Below are 20,483 nucleotides of genomic sequence, written 5' to 3'. Positions count from 1 at the left end.
TTCGCTTACTGGGTCCCGAACGCGGCAACTCCACCGCTGTGCGCAAGCTCGCGGGCGGCGTCTCGGACTGGTCGAGGTCGTCGGTTAGCGTGAGCCGGTGAACTTCTGGGCAGGGGCGGGGAGCCTCGCGCTGCTGGCCGCCGTGCTGGTCTTCGCGATCGTGCGGCCACGGGGCTGGCCCGAAGCGGTCGCCGCGGTGCCGGCGGCCGGCCTCGCGCTCCTGCTGGGGCTCGTGCGGCCGGCCGCGGCCGGGGCGCGAGCCGTCGAGATCGTGCCGACCCTGGGCTTCCTGGCCGCCATCCTGCTGCTGTCCTTTTTGGCCAGTGTGGACGGCGTCTTCACTTGGCTCGGCAACCGCTTGGCCGAGGCCTGCCACGGCAAGCCGCGCCGGCTGCTCGTGCTCACCTTCGCCGCGGCGGCCGGGGTGACCGCGGTCCTCAGCCTGGACGCCACCGTCGTGCTACTCACCCCGGTCGTGCTCGCGACGGCGACGAGCCTCCGTCTCCCGGCCCGGCCGCACGTCTACGCCTGCGCGCACCTGGCGAACTCGGCGTCCACGCTGCTGCCGGTGTCCAACCTGACCAACTTGCTGGCGTTCGGCGCCTCGGGGCTGACGTTCGCCGGGTTCACGGCGGCGATGGCGTTGCCGTGGCTGGTCACCATCGGCATCGAACTGCTGGTGTTCCTGCGGTTCTTCGCCGCGGACCTCCGCCCGCGCCCGACCGCGGAGCCGGCCCGGCACCTGGAGACGCCGACCTTCGCGCTGGTGATCCTGGCGCTGACCCTGGCCGGCTTCGCGCTGGGCCCGCTCGGCCACGTCGAGCCGGTGTGGATCGCGGCGCTGGCGGCCCTGATCCTCGGTGTCCGGGCGTTGGCGCAGGGCAAGATCAAGCCGTGGCAGCTGGTGACGGAGGCCGCGCCGCAGCTGGTCCTGTTCGTGCTGGGCCTGGCCGTGGTGGTCGAGGCGGTCTCGGAGCACCTGCTCGGCGGCTTGCTGCGCGACGTCCTCCCGACCTCCACGGGCCTGGTGGACCTGCTGCTGGCGGCGGGCGTGGCGGCCCTGCTGGCCAACCTGGTGAACAACCTCCCGGCGACGCTGATCCTGCTGTCGGTCCTGGGCCCGCACCCGGCGCCGGGGGTGCTGCTGGCGGTGCTGCTGGGGGTCAACATCGGCCCGAACGCGAGCTACCTCGGGTCGCTGGCCACGCTGTTGTGGCGCCGGACGCTGCCGGAACACCCGTCGGCGAAGACGTTCCACGCGCTGGGGGCCATCACCACGCCCCTGTGCCTGGCCGCGGCGACAGGGGCGTTGTGGCTGGGTTCGAAATGGCTCAGTCTTTGATATGGCTCAGTCTCAGAAATGACTCAGTCTTTGAAATGACTCAGTCTCAGCTGGGCATCGTGATCGTCTGGCCCGGCTTCATCGTCGCCCCGCAGTCGTCCAGCGGGCCGCCGAAGCGGTCCGCCGCCACCGCCGGGATCGTCTTCGCCGCGTAGTCCTGCGCCGCCTTCAGCTTCGCCGGGTCCGTCACCGCGTCCTTGCGCACCCAGTCGCCGTTGCGCAGGCCCTCGATCGGGGAGCTGTAGATCAGCACGTAGTCGCGGTCCAGGCGCGGGTCCAGCGCGATCCCGTTGCCCGCGGCCCACGGGCCCCAGGAGTGAACGAAGGTCGGCTTGACCGTGTCGAACACGTAGTTCCGCAGGCCCGCCAGGTCATCGTCGTGCACCAGGTCGGCGATCGGCTTGTTGACCAGGCCCGCCATGTCGACCAGCTCGAGCCGGCTGGTCATCGACGAGCCGCCGAGGTCCGGCAGCAGCAGGGACGCCTTCTGGATGCCCAGGATGTCCGCGTACGTGTTGAACCCGCGGCCGAAGCGGTCCGCCACCAGGCACGCCGTGATGTTCGGGTTCTTCGCGAACTTGTCCGCGGCCTGCGCGAACCCGATCGCCGACGGGACGAACGCCCCCACCAGCACCACGACGATCCCGATCCGCAGCAACGCCCGGCGATGCTTGAGCAGCTCGCCCGCCGAAAGCGTGCCCGCGATGACGGCCAGCGGCCAGATCGGGCTGGCGAACCGGTGCTGGTACATCCAGTCGGCGACCATCACGCCGTACGCGATGATCCCCAGCGCCAGCGGCACCAGCAGCGCGATCAGCGGACGCCGCCACGGCGCCTTGACCAGCGCGAACACGATCACGAGCAGCAGTAGGACGACGCCCGACCAGCCCGCGTAGCCCGCCAGCTCGAACGGCCGCTTCAGGGCGTCGAAACCGGGCAGGCCCTGCTGCTTGGCCACCGACGGGTTGGCCAGCAGCCGCCCGAACTCCGAGTACCGCCAGGCGACGTAGGCGCCGAACGGCACGGCGAACGCCGCCACCGACAGCAGCGCCAGGCGGAAGCTCTTCCAGAACAGGCCGCCGCGCAGCAGCAACAGCGCGGCCAGCGGGTACGCGCCCGCGTAGATCAGGCCTTCCGGGCGGGTCAGCGCGGCGAACGCGACCATGACGCCCGCCCACAGCGCGACCTTCGGGGTCAGCAGCTTGTCGCGCTTGACCGAGACGAACAGCGTCACGGCCAGCGTGACGACCACGAACGCGAACAGCGAGTTCTCCAGGCCGGACACGACCCAGATGACGAACGACGGGATCGTCGCCAGCGTCAGGCCGGCGACCAGCGTGACCAGCCAGGCGAAGCGGATGAAGATCTGCTTCGCGGCGATGTAGCACGCCGTCAGGATGCCGCCGGTGAAGAGCAGGCCCAGCAGCTTCGGGAACAGCACGTAGTCCGGCAGGCCGAACAGCTGGCCGTGGTCGAAGAGGCCGACGAGCTTGCCGACGCCGAGCAGCACCATCCACGTCGGGTCGGAGAAGCCCTCGACCGGCGGGGCGCCCGGCTGCAGCACCGGGCCGAGGCCGTCGGCGAAGCTGCGGGCGTAGGAGAAGGTGATGGCGGCGTCGTCGACGATCCAGTGGCCGTAGCGGACGGCGTGCACGGCCACCGCCGCGACGCCGGCGAGCACGGCCAGCACCGGCGCCAGCCGCGCGCCCCAGCTCCGCGTGGTCGTCGCGGGTGTGGGCTCCTCGGGGACGTCGCTCGGGGAAGTCTCGGTGAGTGCGCTAGCCGTCATGTCCTCGTCACTGTTCCGCCCGCAGGCCTCTGCCGGTGGGATGCGCACGAGCTGGCGCCCCATGAAGTGGACCCGAGGCCGGGCCCACCGCCGCGGCGTCGCGGTCGAGACACTGTAGCCAATACCCCATCCGGGGTCCGCCACGCGTCGGCATTGAGCGTGATCCACCCCACATTTCGCCCGGTCAGGCCAGGTGTGAGGTGTCGTTGACCAGCCGGACCGAAGCGTTCCCGTCCGGGTAGAACTCGACGATCGACAGCGAGGCCAGATCCAGGTGCAGCCGGAACAGCAGCTGCGGCCCCGCGTCGAGGCCCATCCGGAGCAGCGTCTTGATCGGCGTCACGTGGCTGACCAGCACCAACGTCCGGCCGCCGTGCTCGGCGATGAACTCGTCGCGGGCCTTGCGGACGCGCCGGTGGACGACGTCGAAGCTTTCCCCGCCGGGTGGCGGCACCGAGCTGTCGCCCAGCCACGAACCGTGCAGTTCGGGGTCTCGCTCGGCGGCCTCGGCGAACGTCAGGCCTTCCCAGTCACCGAAGTCGGTCTCGATGAGGCCGGGGTGGGTCTCGACGCGGCCGCCGAGCGCGTCGGCGACGGCCTGCGCGGTCTGCTTCGTGCGGGTGAGCGGCGAGGAGATGATCGGGACGGCCTCGCCGTCGACGACCAAGCCTTCGGTCGCGGCCAGCCGCTTCGCCGCCGCAGCGGCCTGCGAGCGACCCAGCTCGGTCAGCGGGACGTCGCCCCGGCCGGAGTAGCGGCGCAGCGCCGACATCTCCGTCTGGCCGTGGCGCAGCAGGAGCAGCCGGGTCGGGGTGCCTTTCGCGCCGGTCCATGCCACGGCCGCGCGGTCGGGCCGCCGCGTGGGCAGCTTCCGCGGCTTTTCGGGGGTCCGGGTGGCGGAGCCCCCGGCCCGGGGCGAAGCCCCGGATGGTTCCAGTGCGGGCTTTCCCGCGGCGGGCTTTCCGGTGGCCGCGTCCATGGCTTCGTTCGCGAGCCGGTCCGCGTGGGAGTTCTGCGCCCGCGGGATCCACTCGTACTCGACGCGGGAAAAGCCGGCGGCCAGCTCCTTGGCCCGCTCGGCCAGCGGCTGCATGTCCGGGTGCTTGATCTTCCAGCGCCCGGACATCTGCTCCACGACGAGCTTCGAGTCCATCCGGACGTCCACAGTGGACGCTCCGAGTTCGGCCGCGGCGGCCAGGCCGGCGATCAAGCCGTTGTACTCGGCGACGTTGTTGGTGACGACGCCGAGGCTTTCCTTGCGCTCGGCCAAGACCTCGTCGGTGGCGGCGTCCTTGACGACCGCGCCGTAGCCGGCCGGCCCCGGGTTGCCCCGCGAACCGCCGTCCGCCTCGATGACGACGTGCGACGTCACAGACCCGACTCCATGGTCCGCACCAGGACCGCGCCGCAGTTCTCGCACTGGATGACGTCGTCCTCCGGCGCGGCCTTGATCTCGGCGATCGTGTTGCGGTCCAGCTCCAGCTGGCACGCACCGCAGCGGCGGGCGCGCAGCAGCGCGGCGCCGATGCCCTTCTGCTCGCGGACGCGCTCGTACAGCTTGAGCAGCGGGTCCGGGAAACGCGGCAGCAGCTTCACGCGGTCTTCGTCGCGGCGCGCGCGGGTGGTGTCGAGGTCCTTGAACGCCTCGTCGCGGCGGGCGATCGCGGCGGCGACCTCGGCTTCGGCCTTGTCGACCTCGGCGCCGGTGCGCTGCGCGTCCAGGCCGAGGGCCTCGCGCTGCTCCATCAGCTCCAGCAGGTCGTCCTCCAGCGCGCTCTGCCGGCGCTGCAGGGTCTGCAGCTCGTGCTCGATGTCGGTCATCTGCTTCGAGTTGACGGACCCGGACGCGAGGAGCTTGCGGTCGCGGTCCTCGCGGGCGCGCACCGACTCGATCTCCTTCTCCTGCCGGGCGACCTCGCGGTCGAGGTCGGAGGCGGCGGTCTCCACGGACACGAGCGCGTCGCGGCGCTCGCGGGCGGTCTTCTCCCCCGCGTCGATCTCGGCCAGCTCGGGCAGGGTGCGGCGGCGGTGCGCGGTGCGCGAGAGCTCGGCGTCCACCTTGGCGAGCTCGAGCAACTGGCGCTGCACGGCGGATTCGGCCTTCACGGTGCTCCTCTAAATAGATGTGCGCTCGGCGCGGACGTTCCACGGGTCGGTGCACCGCGTGGAGACGCAGATGTCGACGTTACCCGCAAAGGCGTCGGCCACGACCGCCGAGGCTTGCCCGCACCAGGGCCATTCGCTGGCCCAGTGGGTCAGCCCGACCAGGGCGGGCACGGCGCCCGGGTTCGCGAGGTGCTCGCCGGCGGGGTGATGCCGCAGGTCGGCGGTGACGAAGGCGTCGACCCCCGCCGCGGTGGCCTGCTCGAGGTAGGAGTCCCCTGCGCCGCCGGACACGGCGACGGTGCGGATCGGGCGATCGGCGTCGCCCGCGCCGAGCACGCCGGGCACGGTCGCCGGGAGGGCGTCGGCGACGCGCTGGACGAACATCGCGAACGGTTCGGGTTCGGGCAGCTCGCCGAGGCGGCCGATGCCGGTGACGCCGTCTTGGTTGGGCTCGAGCGGGCCGGTCACGCGCAGCCCGATCGCCTGCGCGAGGGCGTCCGAGACGCCGGGGTCGGCGGAGTCGGCGTTGGTGTGCGCGCAGTAGAGGGCGATGCCGGTGCGGATCATCCGGTGCACCAGCGAGCCCTTGGCGGTGTCGGCGGCGACGCCGTGCACGCCGCGCAGCAGCAGCGGGTGGTGCGCGACGATCAGCTGCGCGCCGAGGTCGGCGGCTTCGTCGACGGTCTCGGCGACCGGGTCGACGCAGAAGAGCACGCGCGTGACGGGCTCGACGGGGTCGCCGCAGACGAGGCCGACGGCGTCCCACGACTCGGCGAGCGCGGGCGGGTACGCCTGCTCCAGGACGGTGATGATTTCGGAAAGCGCGGGCACCCGGGGATCTTCGCATGTACGGTCGCGGGCCATGCGAGTACTGGCGGTGCTCTTCGCGGTGGTGTCCGGCTTGGTCCTGGCTTCGGTCCCGGCCTCGGCGTCGAGCTCTTCCTTGTGGCAGCTGACGGATCTGGCGGCCCAGCGCGTCGCGATCGCCGACCGGGTGGCGGCGGCGAAGTACGGCACGCCTTCCCCGATCGACGACCCCGTGCGCGAGCAGCAGATCTACGACTCGGTGGCGGCGCGGGCGCCCGGCCTGGGTCTCGACCCGGCGGACGCGGTGCGGTTCTTCCACGCCCAGATCGAGGCGAACAAGGTGGTCCAGCGGGGGCTGTACGCGCGCTGGGACGCGCACCCGTCGGAGGCCCCGGCGACCCGGCCCGACCTGGGCGAGATCCGCCCGGTGATCGACCGGCTGAACACCGGGCTGCTGACGGAGCTGGCTTCGACTGCGTCGCTTCGGAAGGCGCGTTCATGCCCGGCTCGTCAGCTGGTGGCGGCGGGCGTGGCGGACGTGGTGCACCGCTTCGACGTCCTGCACGCGCGGGCGTTGGGTGAGGCCACATCGGCGACCTGCATCACCCGTTAGGGGCGCCCCGGCGGCGGTTTTCGTGCCGCCGCCGCGAGCGCCGGGGTCGAGCTTCAGTTGCAGTTGCCGCAGCAGCCGCAGCCCTGACCGGTGCACTTCGAGCAGCACCCGTGCATGATCGCTCTCCTTCCGGTTCGCGTCCTCGCGGGAACGACGCTAAGTGGCGACGCGGGGCGGCGGGTACCGCCGAGCGAGCGGGTGACCGGGTGAACCGGCCGGTTACGCTCGCGAGGTGACGCACCTCGTCTTCGTCTGCTCCGGCAACATCTGCCGCTCCCCGATGGCCGAACTCGTGTTCCGCGCCCGGCTCGGCGACGCCGGCCTGAGCGACGCCGTCCGCGTGTCCAGTGCCGGGACCGGGGGCTGGCACGAAGGGGAACCCGCCGACAAGCGCGCCCGGGCGACGCTCGAGGCGCACGGCTATCCCACCGGGCACGTCGCTTCCGAGGTCTCCGGCGAGGACCTCGGGGCCGATCTCCTGCTCGCCGCCGATGAAGGGCACGCCGAGTTCCTGCGCTCCCGCGTCGGCGATCCCGCGAAAGTGCGGCTGCTGCGGTCATTCGACCCGTCGGCCCCCGAAGGCGCCGAAGTGCCGGACCCCTACTACGGCGGCGACGACGGCTTCGAAGACGTCCTCGGCATGATCGAACGTTCGGTGCCCGGCCTGCTGGACTGGGTCCGCGCCCGGGTGTGAGCGGCGTCACCGCCGAGGTCCGTACCAATTCGCGGACCCCGGCGACAACCCCTCCGGCATCGACATCGATGAGGGGAATCGCGTGCTCAGAAGAATTTCGGGCGTTCTCGCGCTCGTGGCGGCGGCGGGGGTCCTGGCCGTCGCACCGGCCCAAGCGATCACCGGCGGAAGTCAAGCCGCCGAAGGAACGTATTCCTTCGTGGCCAAGGTGAACACCACCGGCCGGGACTGCACCGGCGCGCTCGTCGCGCCGCAGTGGGTGCTGACCGCGTCGACGTGTTTCGGTGCGGCACAGGCCGGACCGCCGCCGTCGCCGGCCGACGCCGCCGGGCAGCAGTGGACGCTCCCGGGTGACGGCACCGTGCGCACGGCGGCCGGGGCCTGCGCCGACATCGGCCGCAACGCACCGGGCACGCCGGTGATCACCGTCGGGTGCGTCGCGGGCAACCTGAGCCAGCAGTGGTTCCTCAAGGGCGACGGCACGCTGCGCAACCACAACAGCCTGTGCGCCGACCTGGGGTCGAACGACCCGGGCTCGCGGGTGATCACGGCCGCCTGCGTCGCCGGGAACCCGAGCCAGCGGTGGCGGCTGGACCGCTGAGCCGCGTTCGCCCCGCTCGGGCGGTTCGTCCCGGCCGACGTCACAGGTGACGGAGGTCGGCGGGCGGTCCGGGCGGGGCACGGCCTACCGTGGTGGGGTGCGGTTGCGGTTCCTGCTCAAGCCCGGGTGGCTGGCGCTGACGGTGGTGGTGTTCACCTTCGCCATCTGCTGCTTCACGCTGCTTTCACCGTGGCAGTTCGGCCGCAACACCGAACGCGAGCAGCAGAACTCCGCGCTCGAGGCGTCGTTCACCGCGCCGCCCCTGCCGCTGGCGCAGCTGCTGCCGCCGGGGAGCGTGCCCGACCAGCACACGGAGTGGCATCTCGTCTCGATCACCGGCCAGTACCTCGCGGACAAGGAAGTCGTCGCGCGGCTGCGGACGGTCCAGGGCGAGGGCGCCTTCGAGGTGCTGACGCCGATGCGGACCACCGACGGCACGGTCGTCCTGGTCGACCGCGGGTACGTCCGGCTCGACAGCAAGTCCGGCGTGCTGCCGTACGCGCCGCCGCCGGCCGGGATCGTGCAGGTCACCGCCCGGGCGCGCGCCGACGAGACCGACCCGAAGAACCGGGACGCGTTCGCGGACGCGTCGACCGGCGGGCAGCTGCAGAGCTACGTCGTCGACTCGCGGGTGGTCGCGCGGGCCGGGAGGCTCGACATCCGGCCGGGGTACTTCCAGCTCGACCCGAACCAGCCCGGCGTGCTGGGCGCGCTGCCGCTGCCGCAGACCGACTCGGGACCGTTCCTGTCGTACGCGCTGCAGTGGATCGCGTTCGGCGCGATGGCCCTGCTGGGCTGGCTGTACTTCACGGTGCGTGAGCTGAAGCCGGGTGGGGCGCTCGTCACGTCCGGTCAGCCGGCTTCCCCGACTCGCCGGAAGTCGGTCGCGGAGATCCTGGCGGAGGACGAGCTGGCCGAAAGTGGCCATCAGAAGTAGCTCGTTATCGGCCCTTCTTCCGGAGTCCGGGCGAAGTTCAAGTTCGGCGGGAACAAGACGGCGGCGGACCCGGAGCGGATCGGCGCCCGGCTGGCAGACCGCGATGGGCGGCTCGACGCGGCGGCGTTGACGCAGCTGCGCCGGCTCTGCCGACGTCGGCGCTCCTGTGAGCCGACCGCCCCGCTACCCAGCCCCTTCAGCGCGACCGGCGCCAGAAACCGGCCATCACCGCGAGCACCACCGAAGTCACCCCGGCCAGCCACCCGACCACCCGGGACAGCTCCACCGCCCGCGTCACGTGCCCGGCGTCCGGGTTCCGCCCCACGCCCAGCACCGGCAGCTCCGCCACCCCGTGCGGGTACACCGTGCGCCCGCCGACGCGGACCTCCAGGGCTCCCGCGAACGCCGCCTCCACCCGGCCCGCGTTCGGGCTCGGGTGGGCGATCGTGTCGCGGCGCCACGCCCGCCACGCGCCGCCCGCCGAGCCGCCGACCACCGGGGCCGCCAGCACCGTCAGGCCCGCCGCCAGCCGGGTCGGGACGAGGTGGACCAGCTCGTCCAGCCGGTCGATCGACCAATGCCCCTGACGCCCCACGCGCGCGCGGCGGAGCAGGCTCACCGCTCGCGCGCCCACCAGGCCCGGGACCCCCGCCACCGCGCCCCAGACCAGGGGCGCCACGACCGCGTCCGAAGTGTTCTCCGCCAACGTTTCCACCGACGCCCGCGAAAGCCCCACCAGGTCCAGGCCGTCGGCCACGCGCGGGTCCAGTTCGGACAGTGTGGACCGCGCCGGGTCGAAGCGGGACTCCTCGAGGTCGCGCGCCAGTTCCGTGCCCTGCAGCGCCAGGCCGGCCGCGCCGAGGACCGCCCACGTCGTCACCGCCGTCGCCGATGCCTGCACCAGGGGCCGGCCGCGGCCGGCGCGCTCGAGCAGCAACCCGCCGGCCACCACGGCACCCGCGACCACGACGCCCGGGCCCTGCGCGAGCCGCCGGAACGCGATCACCGGGGGCCGGCGGCGCGGGTCGCCGAGGGCGCCGTCGGCCGCCACGCCCAACACCAGTCCGATCGCGCGCGCCGCGCTCACCCGTGCCCCCCGGCAGAAGAAAGTCCAGTACCCGAGGAGGCTACTCGCCCCCGCGGCACCGCCTCACTCGACCAGCGCCGCTATCTCGTCCCGCGCCTGGACGACGATGTCGCGCATCGCCCGCTCCGCCCGGTCCGCGTCCCCCGCCGCGACCGCCGCCGCGACCTCCAGGTGCAGCGCCACGGCCTCGGGCTGCGGCTCCGGCGGCATCAGCCCGTGCCCGGTCCGCCCGGTGAGCACCTCCGCGACGACCTCGGACAGCTGCGCGAACATCGGGTTCCTCGACGCGGCGAGCAGCAGGTCGTGGAACGCGATGTCGAACTCGAGGAACGTCGAGAGGTCGCGCGCCCGGGCCGTCCGCGCCAGCCGCTCCCCCAGCGCGCCGAGCCGGCCGCGCTCCTCCGGCGTCGCGCGCAGGGCCGCGTAGCGCGCCGCGCACGGCTCGATCGCCGACCGCAGCTCGTTCAGCGTCGCCAGGGCCGCCGGGCGGGCGGAGCCGTCGAGCTGCCAGCGGATCAGCCGCGGGTCGTAGTGGTTCCACTCCGCCGGCTCCCGGACGGTCACCCCGACCCGGCGCTTGCTGCTGGTCAGCCGCATCGTCTCGAGCACTCGGACGACTTCGCGCGCCACGGTCCGCGAAGCGCCGTAGCGCTCTTGCAGCTCTTCGGAGCGCAGAACGGTGCCCGGCGTCAGCGTTCCGTTCGCGATCGCCGCGCCGAGGGAGTCCAATACCTGCTCGTGCCTCACCGAACCCAACCTAGCGATCTGACTCGATTAAGTAGTACTTCATCTTGAATAAGTAGTACTTTTGAGCTTCACTCACCTGGGCACAACGAAGTGGGAGGTGCGGATGACCGTCATCGTGGTGATGGGGGTGTCAGGCTCCGGCAAGACGACGATCGGCACGGCGCTCGCGAACGCGCTGGACGTCGAGTACGCCGAGGCGGACACGTTCCACCCGCAGGCCAACATCGACAAGATGACCGCGGGACACCCGCTGACCGACGAGGACCGCGCCCCCTGGCTCGAGGCCATCGCCGAGTGGATCCGCGCGCACCAGGCCGTCGGCGGCGTCGTGACGTCGTCCGCGCTCAAGCGCCGGTACCGCGACGTGCTGCGGACCGGCGGGAACGTGTGGTTCGCCCACCTGCACGGCGACCACGACATCCTCGCCGAGCGCATGCAGTCCCGCTCGGGCCACTTCATGCCGGTGTCGCTGCTGGACTCCCAGCTCGCCGACCTGGAACCCCTCGAGCCGGACGAGCCCGGCGCGATCTTCGACATCCGCGACACGCCCGCGGAGATCACCGACACGGCCCTCACCGCCTTCCGGGAGCACGCATGACCACCGTCCTCGCGGCCGCCTGGACCGGCCACGACACCCGCTTGATCAGCGCGACCGTCGTCGCGATCGCCGTCATCGTCGTGCTGATCACGAAGCTGAAGCTGCACCCGTTCCTGGCGCTGGTGCTCGGCTCGCTCGTGCTCGGCCTGACCGCCGGAATGCCGGTCGACAAGCTGCTGAAGAGCTTCAGCGGCGGCGTCGGCAGCACGGTCGCGTCCGTCGGCATCCTCATCGCCCTCGGCGCGATGCTGGGCAAGCTGCTGGCCGACTCCGGTGGCGCGGACCAGATCGTCGACACGGTGCTCGGTAAGGCCCGCGGTGCCGCCTTGCCGTGGGCGATGGCGCTGGTCGCCGCGCTGATCGGGCTGCCGATGTTCTTTGAAATCGGGCTCGTCATGCTGATCCCGGTGGTGCTGCTCGCGGCCAAGCGCACCGGAAAACCGTTGATGCTGCTGGGCATCCCGGCCGTCGCCGGCCTTTCCGTGCTGCACGGCCTGGTCCCGCCGCACCCCGGTCCGCTCGCCGCGGCGGGCGCGCTGAACGCGAACGTCGGGGTCACGCTGGCGTTCGGCCTGCTCGTCGGCATCCCGACGCTGGTCATCGCGGGCCCGCTGTTCGGCAAGCTCGCCGCCCGGCTCGTCCCGGACGCCACGCCGCCCGAGCGGCTGATCCCGGAGCGCGCGGACACGGACAAGCCGCGCCCCAGCTTCGCGGCGACGCTCACGACGGTGCTGCTGCCGGTCGTGCTCATGCTGGCGAAGGCGCTGTCGGACATCCTGCTGGGCAAGGAGAACCAGGCGCGGAAGATCCTCGACTTCGTCGGCGACCCGCTGATCGCCCTGCTCGCGGCGGTCCTGGTGGGCATGGTCCTGCTCGGCCGCCCGGCCGGCCTCGACCGCTCGCGACTGTCCACTGTGGTCGCGGACTCGCTGGGCCCGATCGCGGGGATCATCCTGATCGTCGGCGCGGGCGGCGGCTTCAAGCAGACGCTGGTCGACGCGGGCGTCGGCGACGTGATCACGGGTCTGGCCAAGGACGCGAACCTGTCACCGCTGCTGCTCGGCTGGCTGGTCGCGGTGGCGATCCGGTTGGCGACGGGCTCGGCCACGGTGGCGACGGTCTCGGCGGCGGGCATCGTGGCCCCACTGGCGGCGACCATGGACCCGTCGCACAGCGCCCTGCTGGTGCTGGCGATCGGCGCGGGGTCGCTGTTCTTCTCGCACGTGAACGACGCCGGGTTCTGGCTGGTCAAGGAGTACTTCGGCCTGTCGGTCGGCCAGACGCTGAAGAGCTGGTCGGTGATGGAGACGCTCATCTCCGTGGTGGCGATCGCCCTGATCCTCCCCCTCTCCCTGGTCGTCTAGCCCAAAGCCGTGAAGGCCTCCTTACCGGCTCTAAAGGCCGTGAAGGAGGCCTTCACGGCTTTTCCGGGCGTTGACATGTGACCTTTTGGTCACCTATCTTGAGCGAGTGCCCGACGACGACCTGGTGTTCAAGGCGCTGGCGGATCCGACCCGCCGGTTCCTGCTCGACCTGCTCTTCGAGCGCGACGGCCGCACGCTCACCGAGCTGGAGACCCAGGTCGACATGACCCGCTTCGGCGTCATGAAGCACCTGAAGCTCCTGGAAGAAGCCGGGCTCGTTGTCGCGCGGAAGGAAGGCCGCGAGAAGCGGCACTTCCTCAACCCCGTGCCCATCCGGCAGATCCACGACCGGTGGATCGACAAGTACACCGAACGCCACGTCACCGCGTTGCTCGACCTCAAGAACGAACTGGAAGGCGAAGAACCATGACGACCACCGTGCAGGTCCACCGCGTCTACATCAAGGCCACTCCGGAGCGCATCTGGGAAGCCATCACCAAGCCCGAATGGACGCGGAAGTACGGCTACACCGGCCTCGCCGACTTCGACCTCAAGGTCGGCGGCAAGCACCGCACCCGCCCGACGCAGGAGTTCATCGACGCCGGGCTCACCGGCGACCTCGTCGACGGCGAGGTCCTGGAAGTCGACCCGCCGCGCAAGCTCGTCATCACCTGGAAGCTGCTCATGGGTCCCGAGGAGATGTCCGCCGAGCCGTACACGACGCTCACCTACGACATCGAAGCGACGAAGACGGCCGGCACCAGACTCACCGTCACCCACGACGTCACCGGCGCGCCGCTCACCGGCGACATGGTCAGCGGCATCCACGAGGACGTCAACGCCGGCCCCGGCGAGAACGCGGGCGGCGGCTGGGACTGGATCCTGTCCGACCTCAAGTCCCTGCTGGAGACCGGCGAGATCCTGGTCCCCGCGCCGTGAAAGAGGTCTGGTGGCCTGCCTCGCGCCGCTTCGAGGCAGGCCACCAGGTCTATGCGCGCTGGGTCGCCGCCTTCAGCGACGCCTTCGCGGCGTCCGACGCGCCCAGCGTGTCCAGTCCGAACAAAGCCGCTCCCACCACGGGGTTCACGTCGACGACGCGAACCACCGCGCGCGGTGCGACCTTCAGGCAGCGGCGTTCGATCTCCGCGATCACCGGCGCGCCGATCCCGGTCAGCACCCCACCGCCGAGGACGATCTCCGAGGCATCCCCGGTCAGGTCCAGGTTCCGCAGGATGACCGCCGCGAACACGCTGACCTCTTCGACGAACCGGGTGACGATGTCCGACGCGACCTCGTCGCCCGCCGCCGCCACCTCGAACAGCAGCGGGCACAGCCCGTGGATCGACGCCCCGTCGATCTCCTCGAAGTGCAGGCCCTGCACGACGTCGAGCAGCGTCGGCTTCCCGAAGTAACCGGCCACAGCCGGCATCAGGGCCGTTCGCGGGCCGCGGCCGTCCTCGGCGCGCACCGCCCACCACAGGGCCTCCTCGCCGAGCCGGTAGCCGCCGCCCCAGTCGCCGGAGATCTTGCCCAGTGCGGGAAAGCGGTGCACGCGGCCGTCCGGGCCGACGCCGGCGCCGTTGATCCCGGCGCCGCACACGACCGCGACGCCCACCCCCGCGCTGCCCGCCCGGAGCAGCGCGAGGGTGTCGTTGCCGACGGTCAGGGTGTCGCTCCAGCCCCGGGCCGCCAGCGCCGCGTGCAGCGCCTCTTCCTCACGCGGGAAGTCGAGGCCCGCGAGGTACGCCGACGTGTGCACCGCGAACGGCTTCTCCCCGAAATCCGGGAACGCCTCCAGGACCAGGCCTTCCAGCGCCGTGACGCAGGCCGCGACGCCGATGTTCTGCGGCGACGCGCCGGGCCCGCGCGACTTGCCCAGCACGACGCCGTCTTCCGAGATCACCAGGACCTCGGTCTTGCTGTTGCCGCCGTCGATCGCGATAACCGCAGGCCTCATCCGCGCGCCCAGGGCAAGTACTCGCGGTTGATCTGCACCAGCGAATCGGCCAGGGTGTCGGCCTTCGTGTACTGGCCGACCAGCGGGTGCGCCAGCAGCGCGTCCGCCACGCGGTCACGGCCGCCCTTGATCGCCGCCTCCAGCGCGAGGAACTCATACGCCGTGGTGGCCGCGATCAGCCCCGAGAACTGAGGCTCCACCGGCGACTGCGGGATGGGCACGGCACCAGACGAGTCCACAGTGGACCGTGCCTCGATGACGGCGTCGTCCGGCAGGAACGGGAAAGTGCCGCCGTTGCGGACGTTCACCACGTGCTCCTCGGCCGGACCGCCCGCGGTCAGCGCGTGCACCAGCTGCACCGCCGCTTCCGAGTAGTACGCGCCGCCGCGCTTCTCCAGCGACTCCGGCTTGGTGTTCTGCTCCGGGTCGAGGTAGATCTTCAGCAGCTCTTCCTCGACGTCGGACACGACGTCGGCGCGCGGACGCTCGGTGCGCTGCTTGGTGACCTGCTCGTCGTGCGCGTAGAAGTACTTCAGGTAGTACGACGGCACGACGTTCATCCGCCGCAACCACTTCTCCGGCACGCTGACCTCGTTGGACAGGTAGTCCAGGTGCTCCTCCAGCAGCTCCGGCAGCCGGTCGACGCCGTCGACGAGCGCGCCGCGCTCCCAGCTCAGGTGGTTGAGTCCGGTGTGCACCAGCTTGACGTCGTTCGCGCCGACGCCGAGCAGCTTTCCGAACTGGCGCTGCAGGTTGATCGCGACGTTGCACAGCCCGACCGCGCGGTGGCCCTCGTTGAGCAGGGCGCGGGTGACGATGCCGACCGGGTTGGTGAAGTTGACGATCCACGTGTCGTCGCCGGCGATCTTGCGGACGCGCTCGGCGATGTCGAGCACCACCGGCACCGTGCGCAGCGCCTTCGCGAGGCCGCCGGCACCGGTCGTCTCCTGCCCGACGCAGCCGCAGGCGTGCGGGAACGTCTCGTCGGAACGCCGTGCCCGTTGGCCGCCGACGCGCAGCTGGATCAGTACCGCCGACGCGCCGTCGACGCCCTCTTCCAGCGACTGCGTGGTCCGCACCTGCGCGGGGTGGCCGGCGTGCGAAAGGATCCGCTGGCTGAACCCGCCGACGGCTTCGACGCGGTAGGCGTCCGGGTCGACCAGCACGATCTCATCGACGTCCAAAGTGGACCGGCGACCGGCGATCCCGTCGATCAGCTCCGGCGTGTAGGTGGACCCGCCACCGACGACTGCCAGCTTCATCCCTTGACTCCCGTGAATGTGATGCCCTTGACGAACGACTTCTGGGCGAAGATGAACAGCACGATCACCGGCGCCATGATCAGCGCGGTGGCGGCCATCGTCATGTTCCACTCGACGTGGTGCATGCCGCGGAAGGACGCGATCGCCAGCGACAGCGGCCAGTGGTCCTGGTTCTCACCGGTGTAGAGCAACGGCCCGAAGTAGTCGTTCCAGGTGAACAGGAAGCAGAACATCGCGGTGGCGGCGATCCCCGGCTTGGCCATCGGGATCAGCACCCGGTACATCGCCTGGAACTCGTTGCAGCCGTCGATCTTCGCGGCTTCGAGATAGTCCTTCGGAATGGTCAGGAAGAACTGCCGGAGCAGGAAGATCGAGAACGCGTCGAAGAAGAAGTACGGGACGATCAGCGGCACCAGCGTGCCGGTGAGCCCCATCCGCACCCACAGGTCGTACAGCGGCACGATCGTGACCTGCGGCGGCAGCATCATCGCGGCCACCGTGAGCATGAAGAACAGGTTCTGCCCGCGCCACCGCAGTTTCGCCAGCGCGTAGGCCGCCGGGATCGCCGAAAGCAGCGCGCCCACCGTCGCCAGCGCCGAATACAGCAGGCTGTTGCCGAAGTACTCGAGCAGCGGCGCCTTCTTGAACACCGTCACGAAGTTCTCGAAGTGCCATTCGGTCGGCCACAGGCTCGCCGTCATCGCCTGGTCGCTCTTCATCACCGCGGTGAGGAACACGAACAGCAGCGGCAGCACGAAGATCACGCCGAGCGCGATCCCGGTCGCGTGCAACGCGATCCAGGACAGCCGCTTGTCCCACGTCCGCTTGAACCGCACCCGCGGCGGCACGCCCGCCGGCTTCTGCGGCGCTTCCGCCAACGCGGTCATGCCCCCTCCTCCTGGTGCTGGGACTTGCGCAGCTGCCGCACGAGAATCCACGTGAAGCCGGCCGAGACGATGAACAGCAGCACCGCCATCGCGGCCGCGTAACCCATGTTGAAGTAGCGGAAACCCTGGACGTACAGCCAGATCGGGTACGTCAACGTCGAGTTCTGCGGTGCGCCGATGAGTTTCGAGTTGCCGGCGACGTCGGCGGTGCCCGCCGAGGCGGACGCGGCCACGATCGCCTGTGTGAAGAACTGCAGCGCGTAGATGATCGAGTTGACCACGCCGAAGAGCAGCACCGGCGAGATCGAGGGCAGCGTGACGTGCCAGAACCGGCGGATCGGGCCGGCGCCGTCGAGCTCGGCGGCCTCGTACTGCTCGGTCGGGACGTCCAGCAGCGCGGCCAGGATGATGATCATCAGCTCGCCGGAGCCCCACAGCGCGAGCAGCGTCAGCGCGGGCTTCGACATGGCCGGGCTGTTGAACCACAGGCCGCCGTCGATGCCGATGAGCCGCAGGAACCGGTTCACCGGGCCGAATTCGGGGTTGAACACGAAGACGAACGCCAGCGTTGCCGCCGCCGGCGGGGCCAGCGTCGGCAGGTAGCACAGCGTCCGGACCAGGCCGACGCCCGACTTCAGCCGGGAGATCACCGACGCGATGCCGAGCGAAAACAGCACCCGGCACGTCGTCAGGATGACCACCAGCCACAGCGTGTTGTACGCCGCGGTGGCGACGAGCGGCTCGCTGGTGAACATCCGCACGTAGTTGTCGAACCCGATGAACTGCGGCGGGTTGATCAGGTCGTACTTGGTGAAGGAGTAGTAGACCGTGGCGATCAGCGGGTAGCCGAAGAAGACCAGGAACCCGATGAGCGCCGGGGCCATGAAGAAGAAGACGGTCCGGCGGCGCTTGGCCCGGCGGGCCCCCGCCCGCACCTTGGCAGGTGCGGACGGGGAGCCGTCGGTCTTCGTGGCGAGAGTGGAGGTCATCCGCCCGCGCCCTTTTGCTTCAGTTCGTCGTCGATCTGCGCGTCCACCTTCTTCAGGCCTTCGGTCAGGTCGGGGATCGAGCCGGCTTGCCACTTCTCGGCGAAGTCGTTGACCGCCTTGAGGTGCGCGTCACCGATCGGCGTGGTCTGGTTGGACACGAGCTTGCCGCTGTCGTACATGTCGAGGAACGTCTTGAACTGCGGCTGCAGGTCGAGGCGCGGCGACGTCAGCGAGGCCTTCGTGCTGGGCACGTTCTTCAGGCCGTTGGCCATGTCCACCAGGGTGTCGGTGTCCAGGGTGACCTGCTTGATCAGCTCCCACGCGGCGCCGGGGTTCTTGGCGCCCTTGGGGATCGCGATGATCGTGCCGGTGGTGAAGGCACTGCCGTACTTGTCCGCCATGGTGGTGAGCACCGGGGCGGGCGCGGTGGCGTAGTTCAGGGTCGGCGCCTGGTCCTTGATGAACGCGGTGCGGAACTCACCGTCGTAGATCATCGCCAGCTTGCCCTTCTGGAAGCCGTTGTCGGCGGAGTACTCGTCACCGAGACCGGCCTTGAACTTCTCGACCTTGTCGTGGCCGCCGAGCGCGTCGATCAGCTTCTTCTGGAACTCGAACATCGCCTTCCAGCCGGGGTTGGTGGCGAGGTCCGACTTGCCGTCCGGGCCGATGAACGGCGCGCCGAAGTTCGGCGCCCAGTACTGGGCCTGGTTGGCGTAGAACGGCATCGACGGCAGGAAGCCGGCGACCTTGATCGAGCCGTCCGCGTTGTACTCGGTCAGCTTCTTGGCGTCCTCGAGCAACTCGTCCGTGTTCTTCGGCGGCGAGGTGACGCCCTTCGCCGCGAACATGTCCTTGTTGTAGTAGAAGCCGTAGACGTCGGCGAGCATCGGCATCGCGCACCGCTTGCCCTGGTACTCGGTGTAGTTGCGGACCGCCTCCGGGATCTGGTTGAGGTCGATCTTGTCGCGGTCGATGTAGGGCTTCAGGTCCTGGAAGCTGCCGTTGGAGCACCAGGCGCCGAGGTTGTCGGTGTAGAACGAGATCGCGACGTCGGGCGGGTTGCCGCCGCGGATCGACTGCGTGAGCTTGTCGTCGTCCTGGTTGCCCTCGTGCTTGATCTCGATGTTCGGGTACTTCGCCTTGAGCTTGTTCAGGCCCGCGGTCACCACGCCGTACTCGCGGTCGGTGAACTTGCTGTAGACCGTGATCGTGATCTTGTCGTCCTTGCCGGGCGCGGCGGCCGCGTCACCACCCCCACTGGGTGCGGCGGCGCCGGAACACGCGCTGGTCAACAGGACGGACGCCGCGGCCACGGCGATTAACGCTGCACCGCGACGGGTCCGGGTGGTAGGGGGCATGGCCCTCCTCCTCATCGGTTGGGGCTACTCGGTTGGGGACGGGGCGGAACGGGTGTTCGGGAGGGCCTCCGGGGTCTTGCCGAGTGGCTCTCCGACCGCGGGCCTGCGCGACCCGAGGAGCGTGGGGGTGACGACGCCGAAGACGTCCTCACGGGCGGTGGCCAGCGCGGACTGCAACGCGCCGGCGCGGACCGCGTTGCCCTGCACCGAAGCGCAGCCGACGGGCGTGCGCGGCAGGACCAGTTCGTGCAGCTTTTCCTGCACCAGCGCGGCGAAGTTCTCGCCGCCGGCGCGGCTGGTGTCGCCGCAGAGGAGCACGAGCTGCGGGTCGGCGACCGCGACGAGGTTGGCGATGCCCCCGGCGACGCGTCGCGCGAGGTCGTCGAGGAAGGGGTGGCGTTCTCCGGCTTGGGTGACGGCGTCCCAGGCGGTCTCGGCGGTGATGCCGTGGGCGGCGGCCAAGCGGCAGAGGGCGGGCGAGTCGACCAGGTTCCCGAAGCGGGCGCCGGCCTCGGGCCAGACGTCGCCGGTGTCCACGGTGGCCGGGTCGGGCACGCGCATCCAGTCGATCTCGCCGCCCCCGCCGGTGGCGCCGCGCAGCAACCGGCGTCCGATGACGACCGCGCCACCGACGCCTTCGGACAGCCACACCATGACGAAGTCGTCGACGTCCTGGGCCTGTCCGACGCTCATCTCCTCGACGGCGACGAGGTTGACGTCGTTCTCGATGAGGACGTCGACGCCGAGGTCGTCGCTGAGCTTCTGCGGGACGTCGAAGCCGAGCCAGCCGGGGATGTGCGGGGCGGAGGAGAGCAGGCCGGTCCGCGGGTCGAACGCCCCCTGCGCGCCGATCACGACGTGGGCGAGCTGCTCCCGGGTGATCCCGGCTTCCCCGGCGACGTGGCTGAGGGCCTCGCCGAAGGTCCCGACGACGTCGGCGCCTTCGTGGACGGGCAGCGGGATCCGGTACTCGGCGAGCACGATCCCGGCGACGTCGGCGACGACGAAGTCGGCGATGTGCGGGGTGAGGTCCACGGCGGCGACGAAGGCGAGGCTGCCGTTGGCCGCCCAGAGCTGGGCGCGCGGCCCGCGGCCACCACCGCGGACACCGGCCTTGACGACGAGGGTGTCCTGTTCGAGCCGGGTGATGAGCTGCGCGGTGGCGGGCTTGGAGAGCCCGATGGCGAGCTCGAGCTCGGCGCGCGTCAACGGGCCCTCACGCAGGAGGACCTCGATGGCGGCGCGATCGTTGATCTCGCGCAGCATCCGCGGGCTACCGGCTCGCACTCGTCCCTCCGGACTTAATTAGGATACTTTACAGACGGTTTCGCAGGACTGTAGTGAG

General features: G+C 70.8%; 21 protein-coding genes. 9 read left to right on the top strand and 12 right to left on the bottom strand.

Going from position 1 to position 20,483, the window contains the following annotated elements:
* Nucleotides 1–97: 97 nt before the first annotated feature.
* Nucleotides 98–1,342, top strand: a complete 1,245-nt coding sequence (locus AB0N03_RS24150; protein WP_364375757.1) for an SLC13 family permease — start codon at nucleotides 98–100, stop codon at nucleotides 1,340–1,342.
* Between the two features lie 46 nt (nucleotides 1,343–1,388).
* Here the strand turns inward: AB0N03_RS24150 and AB0N03_RS24145 are convergent, their stop codons facing one another.
* From AB0N03_RS24145 to AB0N03_RS24130, 4 genes are all read right to left on the bottom strand, one after another.
* Nucleotides 1,389–3,131: a hypothetical protein gene (locus AB0N03_RS24145; protein ID WP_364375756.1), complete on the bottom strand. Its 1,743-nt coding sequence runs from the start codon at nucleotides 3,129–3,131 to the stop codon at nucleotides 1,389–1,391.
* A gap of 184 nt (nucleotides 3,132–3,315) precedes the next feature.
* Nucleotides 3,316–4,503, bottom strand: coding sequence for a bifunctional RNase H/acid phosphatase (locus tag AB0N03_RS24140; protein WP_364375753.1), 1,188 nt, complete (start codon nucleotides 4,501–4,503; stop codon nucleotides 3,316–3,318).
* Nucleotides 4,500–5,237: a C4-type zinc ribbon domain-containing protein gene (locus tag AB0N03_RS24135; protein WP_364375750.1), complete on the bottom strand. Its 738-nt coding sequence runs from the start codon at nucleotides 5,235–5,237 to the stop codon at nucleotides 4,500–4,502. The genes AB0N03_RS24140 and AB0N03_RS24135 overlap by 4 nt, the downstream gene beginning before the upstream one ends.
* 9 nt (nucleotides 5,238–5,246) lie before the next feature.
* Nucleotides 5,247–6,068, bottom strand: coding sequence for a Nif3-like dinuclear metal center hexameric protein (locus tag AB0N03_RS24130; RefSeq protein WP_364375747.1), 822 nt, complete (start codon nucleotides 6,066–6,068; stop codon nucleotides 5,247–5,249).
* Nucleotides 6,069–6,099: 31 nt separating this feature from the next.
* On the opposite strand from AB0N03_RS24130, the gene AB0N03_RS24125 reads away from it, so the two are divergent.
* From AB0N03_RS24125 to AB0N03_RS24110, 4 genes are all read left to right on the top strand, one after another.
* On the top strand, nucleotides 6,100–6,657 hold the full coding sequence (locus AB0N03_RS24125; protein ID WP_364375744.1) for a chorismate mutase: 558 nt from the start codon (nucleotides 6,100–6,102) through the stop codon (nucleotides 6,655–6,657).
* A gap of 232 nt (nucleotides 6,658–6,889) precedes the next feature.
* The gene (locus AB0N03_RS24120) at nucleotides 6,890–7,351 is read left to right on the top strand and encodes a low molecular weight protein-tyrosine-phosphatase (protein WP_364375741.1); all 462 of its coding nucleotides are present in this window, start codon (nucleotides 6,890–6,892) and stop codon (nucleotides 7,349–7,351) included.
* An 82-nt stretch (nucleotides 7,352–7,433) separates the two neighbouring features.
* Nucleotides 7,434–7,952 carry a ricin-type beta-trefoil lectin domain protein gene (locus tag AB0N03_RS24115; RefSeq protein WP_364375738.1) on the top strand — a complete coding sequence of 173 codons (519 nt, stop codon included), beginning with the start codon at nucleotides 7,434–7,436 and terminating at the stop codon, nucleotides 7,950–7,952.
* Between the two features lie 97 nt (nucleotides 7,953–8,049).
* The gene (locus AB0N03_RS24110; protein ID WP_364375735.1) at nucleotides 8,050–8,889 is read left to right on the top strand and encodes an SURF1 family cytochrome oxidase biogenesis protein; all 840 of its coding nucleotides are present in this window, start codon (nucleotides 8,050–8,052) and stop codon (nucleotides 8,887–8,889) included.
* A gap of 196 nt (nucleotides 8,890–9,085) precedes the next feature.
* Here AB0N03_RS24110 and AB0N03_RS24105 read toward each other — a convergent pair whose 3' ends face one another.
* Together AB0N03_RS24105 and AB0N03_RS24100 are read right to left on the bottom strand one after the other, a co-directional pair.
* The gene (locus AB0N03_RS24105; RefSeq protein ID WP_364375732.1) at nucleotides 9,086–9,976 is read right to left on the bottom strand and encodes a cobalamin biosynthesis protein; all 891 of its coding nucleotides are present in this window, start codon (nucleotides 9,974–9,976) and stop codon (nucleotides 9,086–9,088) included.
* 63 nt (nucleotides 9,977–10,039) lie between these two features.
* A complete protein-coding gene (locus AB0N03_RS24100) occupies nucleotides 10,040–10,732 on the bottom strand; it encodes an FCD domain-containing protein (RefSeq protein ID WP_364375729.1) in 693 nt (230 codons plus the stop codon).
* A gap of 94 nt (nucleotides 10,733–10,826) precedes the next feature.
* Here AB0N03_RS24100 and AB0N03_RS24095 point away from each other — a divergent pair, with 94 nt between their 5' ends.
* From AB0N03_RS24095 to AB0N03_RS24080, 4 genes are all read left to right on the top strand, one after another.
* Complete coding sequence (locus AB0N03_RS24095; RefSeq protein ID WP_364375726.1) at nucleotides 10,827–11,321, top strand: gluconokinase; 495 nt, start codon at nucleotides 10,827–10,829, stop codon at nucleotides 11,319–11,321.
* Nucleotides 11,318–12,685, top strand: coding sequence for a gluconate:H+ symporter (locus AB0N03_RS24090; protein WP_364375723.1), 1,368 nt, complete (start codon nucleotides 11,318–11,320; stop codon nucleotides 12,683–12,685). Before AB0N03_RS24095 ends, AB0N03_RS24090 begins: the two co-directional genes overlap by 4 nt.
* A gap of 106 nt (nucleotides 12,686–12,791) precedes the next feature.
* The gene (locus AB0N03_RS24085; protein WP_285482766.1) at nucleotides 12,792–13,115 is read left to right on the top strand and encodes a metalloregulator ArsR/SmtB family transcription factor; all 324 of its coding nucleotides are present in this window, start codon (nucleotides 12,792–12,794) and stop codon (nucleotides 13,113–13,115) included.
* The gene (locus AB0N03_RS24080) at nucleotides 13,112–13,624 is read left to right on the top strand and encodes an SRPBCC domain-containing protein (RefSeq protein WP_364375720.1); all 513 of its coding nucleotides are present in this window, start codon (nucleotides 13,112–13,114) and stop codon (nucleotides 13,622–13,624) included. Before AB0N03_RS24085 ends, AB0N03_RS24080 begins: the two co-directional genes overlap by 4 nt.
* Nucleotides 13,625–13,673: 49 nt before the next feature.
* Here the strand turns inward: AB0N03_RS24080 and AB0N03_RS24075 are convergent, their stop codons facing one another.
* Genes AB0N03_RS24075 through AB0N03_RS24050 form a run of 6 tightly spaced genes read right to left on the bottom strand, consistent with a single transcriptional unit; the run spans nucleotide 13,674 to nucleotide 20,404 of the window.
* On the bottom strand, nucleotides 13,674–14,642 hold the full coding sequence (locus AB0N03_RS24075) for a BadF/BadG/BcrA/BcrD ATPase family protein (RefSeq protein WP_364375717.1): 969 nt from the start codon (nucleotides 14,640–14,642) through the stop codon (nucleotides 13,674–13,676).
* Nucleotides 14,639–15,904 (bottom strand): 6-phospho-beta-glucosidase, encoded by a 1,266-nt coding sequence (locus AB0N03_RS24070; protein ID WP_364375715.1) that lies wholly within the window; start codon nucleotides 15,902–15,904, stop codon nucleotides 14,639–14,641. Before AB0N03_RS24070 ends, AB0N03_RS24075 begins: the two co-directional genes overlap by 4 nt.
* Complete coding sequence (locus AB0N03_RS24065) at nucleotides 15,901–16,791, bottom strand: carbohydrate ABC transporter permease (RefSeq protein ID WP_364375712.1); 891 nt, start codon at nucleotides 16,789–16,791, stop codon at nucleotides 15,901–15,903. The genes AB0N03_RS24070 and AB0N03_RS24065 overlap by 4 nt, the downstream gene beginning before the upstream one ends.
* Nucleotides 16,788–17,780: a sugar ABC transporter permease gene (locus tag AB0N03_RS24060; protein ID WP_364375709.1), complete on the bottom strand. Its 993-nt coding sequence runs from the start codon at nucleotides 17,778–17,780 to the stop codon at nucleotides 16,788–16,790. The genes AB0N03_RS24065 and AB0N03_RS24060 overlap by 4 nt, the downstream gene beginning before the upstream one ends.
* Nucleotides 17,777–19,138 (bottom strand): extracellular solute-binding protein, encoded by a 1,362-nt coding sequence (locus AB0N03_RS24055; RefSeq protein ID WP_364375706.1) that lies wholly within the window; start codon nucleotides 19,136–19,138, stop codon nucleotides 17,777–17,779. Before AB0N03_RS24055 ends, AB0N03_RS24060 begins: the two co-directional genes overlap by 4 nt.
* 24 nt (nucleotides 19,139–19,162) lie before the next feature.
* Nucleotides 19,163–20,404 carry an ROK family transcriptional regulator gene (locus AB0N03_RS24050; protein WP_364375837.1) on the bottom strand — a complete coding sequence of 414 codons (1,242 nt, stop codon included), beginning with the start codon at nucleotides 20,402–20,404 and terminating at the stop codon, nucleotides 19,163–19,165.
* Nucleotides 20,405–20,483 lie beyond the last annotated feature (79 nt).

Origin of the sequence: Amycolatopsis sp. NPDC051061, from assembly GCF_040682935.1 — a bacterium.
GTDB lineage: Bacteria > Actinomycetota > Actinomycetes > Mycobacteriales > Pseudonocardiaceae > Amycolatopsis.
The sequence above is the reverse complement of the archived record's forward strand: the minus strand, read 5'-3'. Positions and strand labels throughout refer to the sequence as shown.

Bases quoted from the DNA above. Each gene is read 5' to 3' on its own strand.
- AB0N03_RS24075 (WP_364375717.1), bottom strand. From the start codon at position 14,642: ATGAGGCCTGCGGTTATCGCGATCGACGGCGGCAACAGCAAGACCGAG.
- AB0N03_RS24090 (WP_364375723.1), top strand. From the start codon at position 11,318: ATGACCACCGTCCTCGCGGCCGCCTGGACCGGCCACGACACCCGCTTG.
- AB0N03_RS24125 (WP_364375744.1), top strand. From the start codon at position 6,100: ATGCGAGTACTGGCGGTGCTCTTCGCGGTGGTGTCCGGCTTGGTCCTG.
- AB0N03_RS24145 (WP_364375756.1), bottom strand. From the start codon at position 3,131: ATGACGGCTAGCGCACTCACCGAGACTTCCCCGAGCGACGTCCCCGAG.
- AB0N03_RS24080 (WP_364375720.1), top strand. From the start codon at position 13,112: ATGACGACCACCGTGCAGGTCCACCGCGTCTACATCAAGGCCACTCCG.
- AB0N03_RS24095 (WP_364375726.1), top strand. From the start codon at position 10,827: ATGACCGTCATCGTGGTGATGGGGGTGTCAGGCTCCGGCAAGACGACG.
- AB0N03_RS24065 (WP_364375712.1), bottom strand. From the start codon at position 16,791: ATGACCGCGTTGGCGGAAGCGCCGCAGAAGCCGGCGGGCGTGCCGCCG.
- AB0N03_RS24050 (WP_364375837.1), bottom strand. From the start codon at position 20,404: ATGCTGCGCGAGATCAACGATCGCGCCGCCATCGAGGTCCTCCTGCGT.
- AB0N03_RS24060 (WP_364375709.1), bottom strand. From the start codon at position 17,780: ATGACCTCCACTCTCGCCACGAAGACCGACGGCTCCCCGTCCGCACCT.
- AB0N03_RS24070 (WP_364375715.1), bottom strand. From the start codon at position 15,904: ATGAAGCTGGCAGTCGTCGGTGGCGGGTCCACCTACACGCCGGAGCTG.
- AB0N03_RS24055 (WP_364375706.1), bottom strand. From the start codon at position 19,138: ATGCCCCCTACCACCCGGACCCGTCGCGGTGCAGCGTTAATCGCCGTG.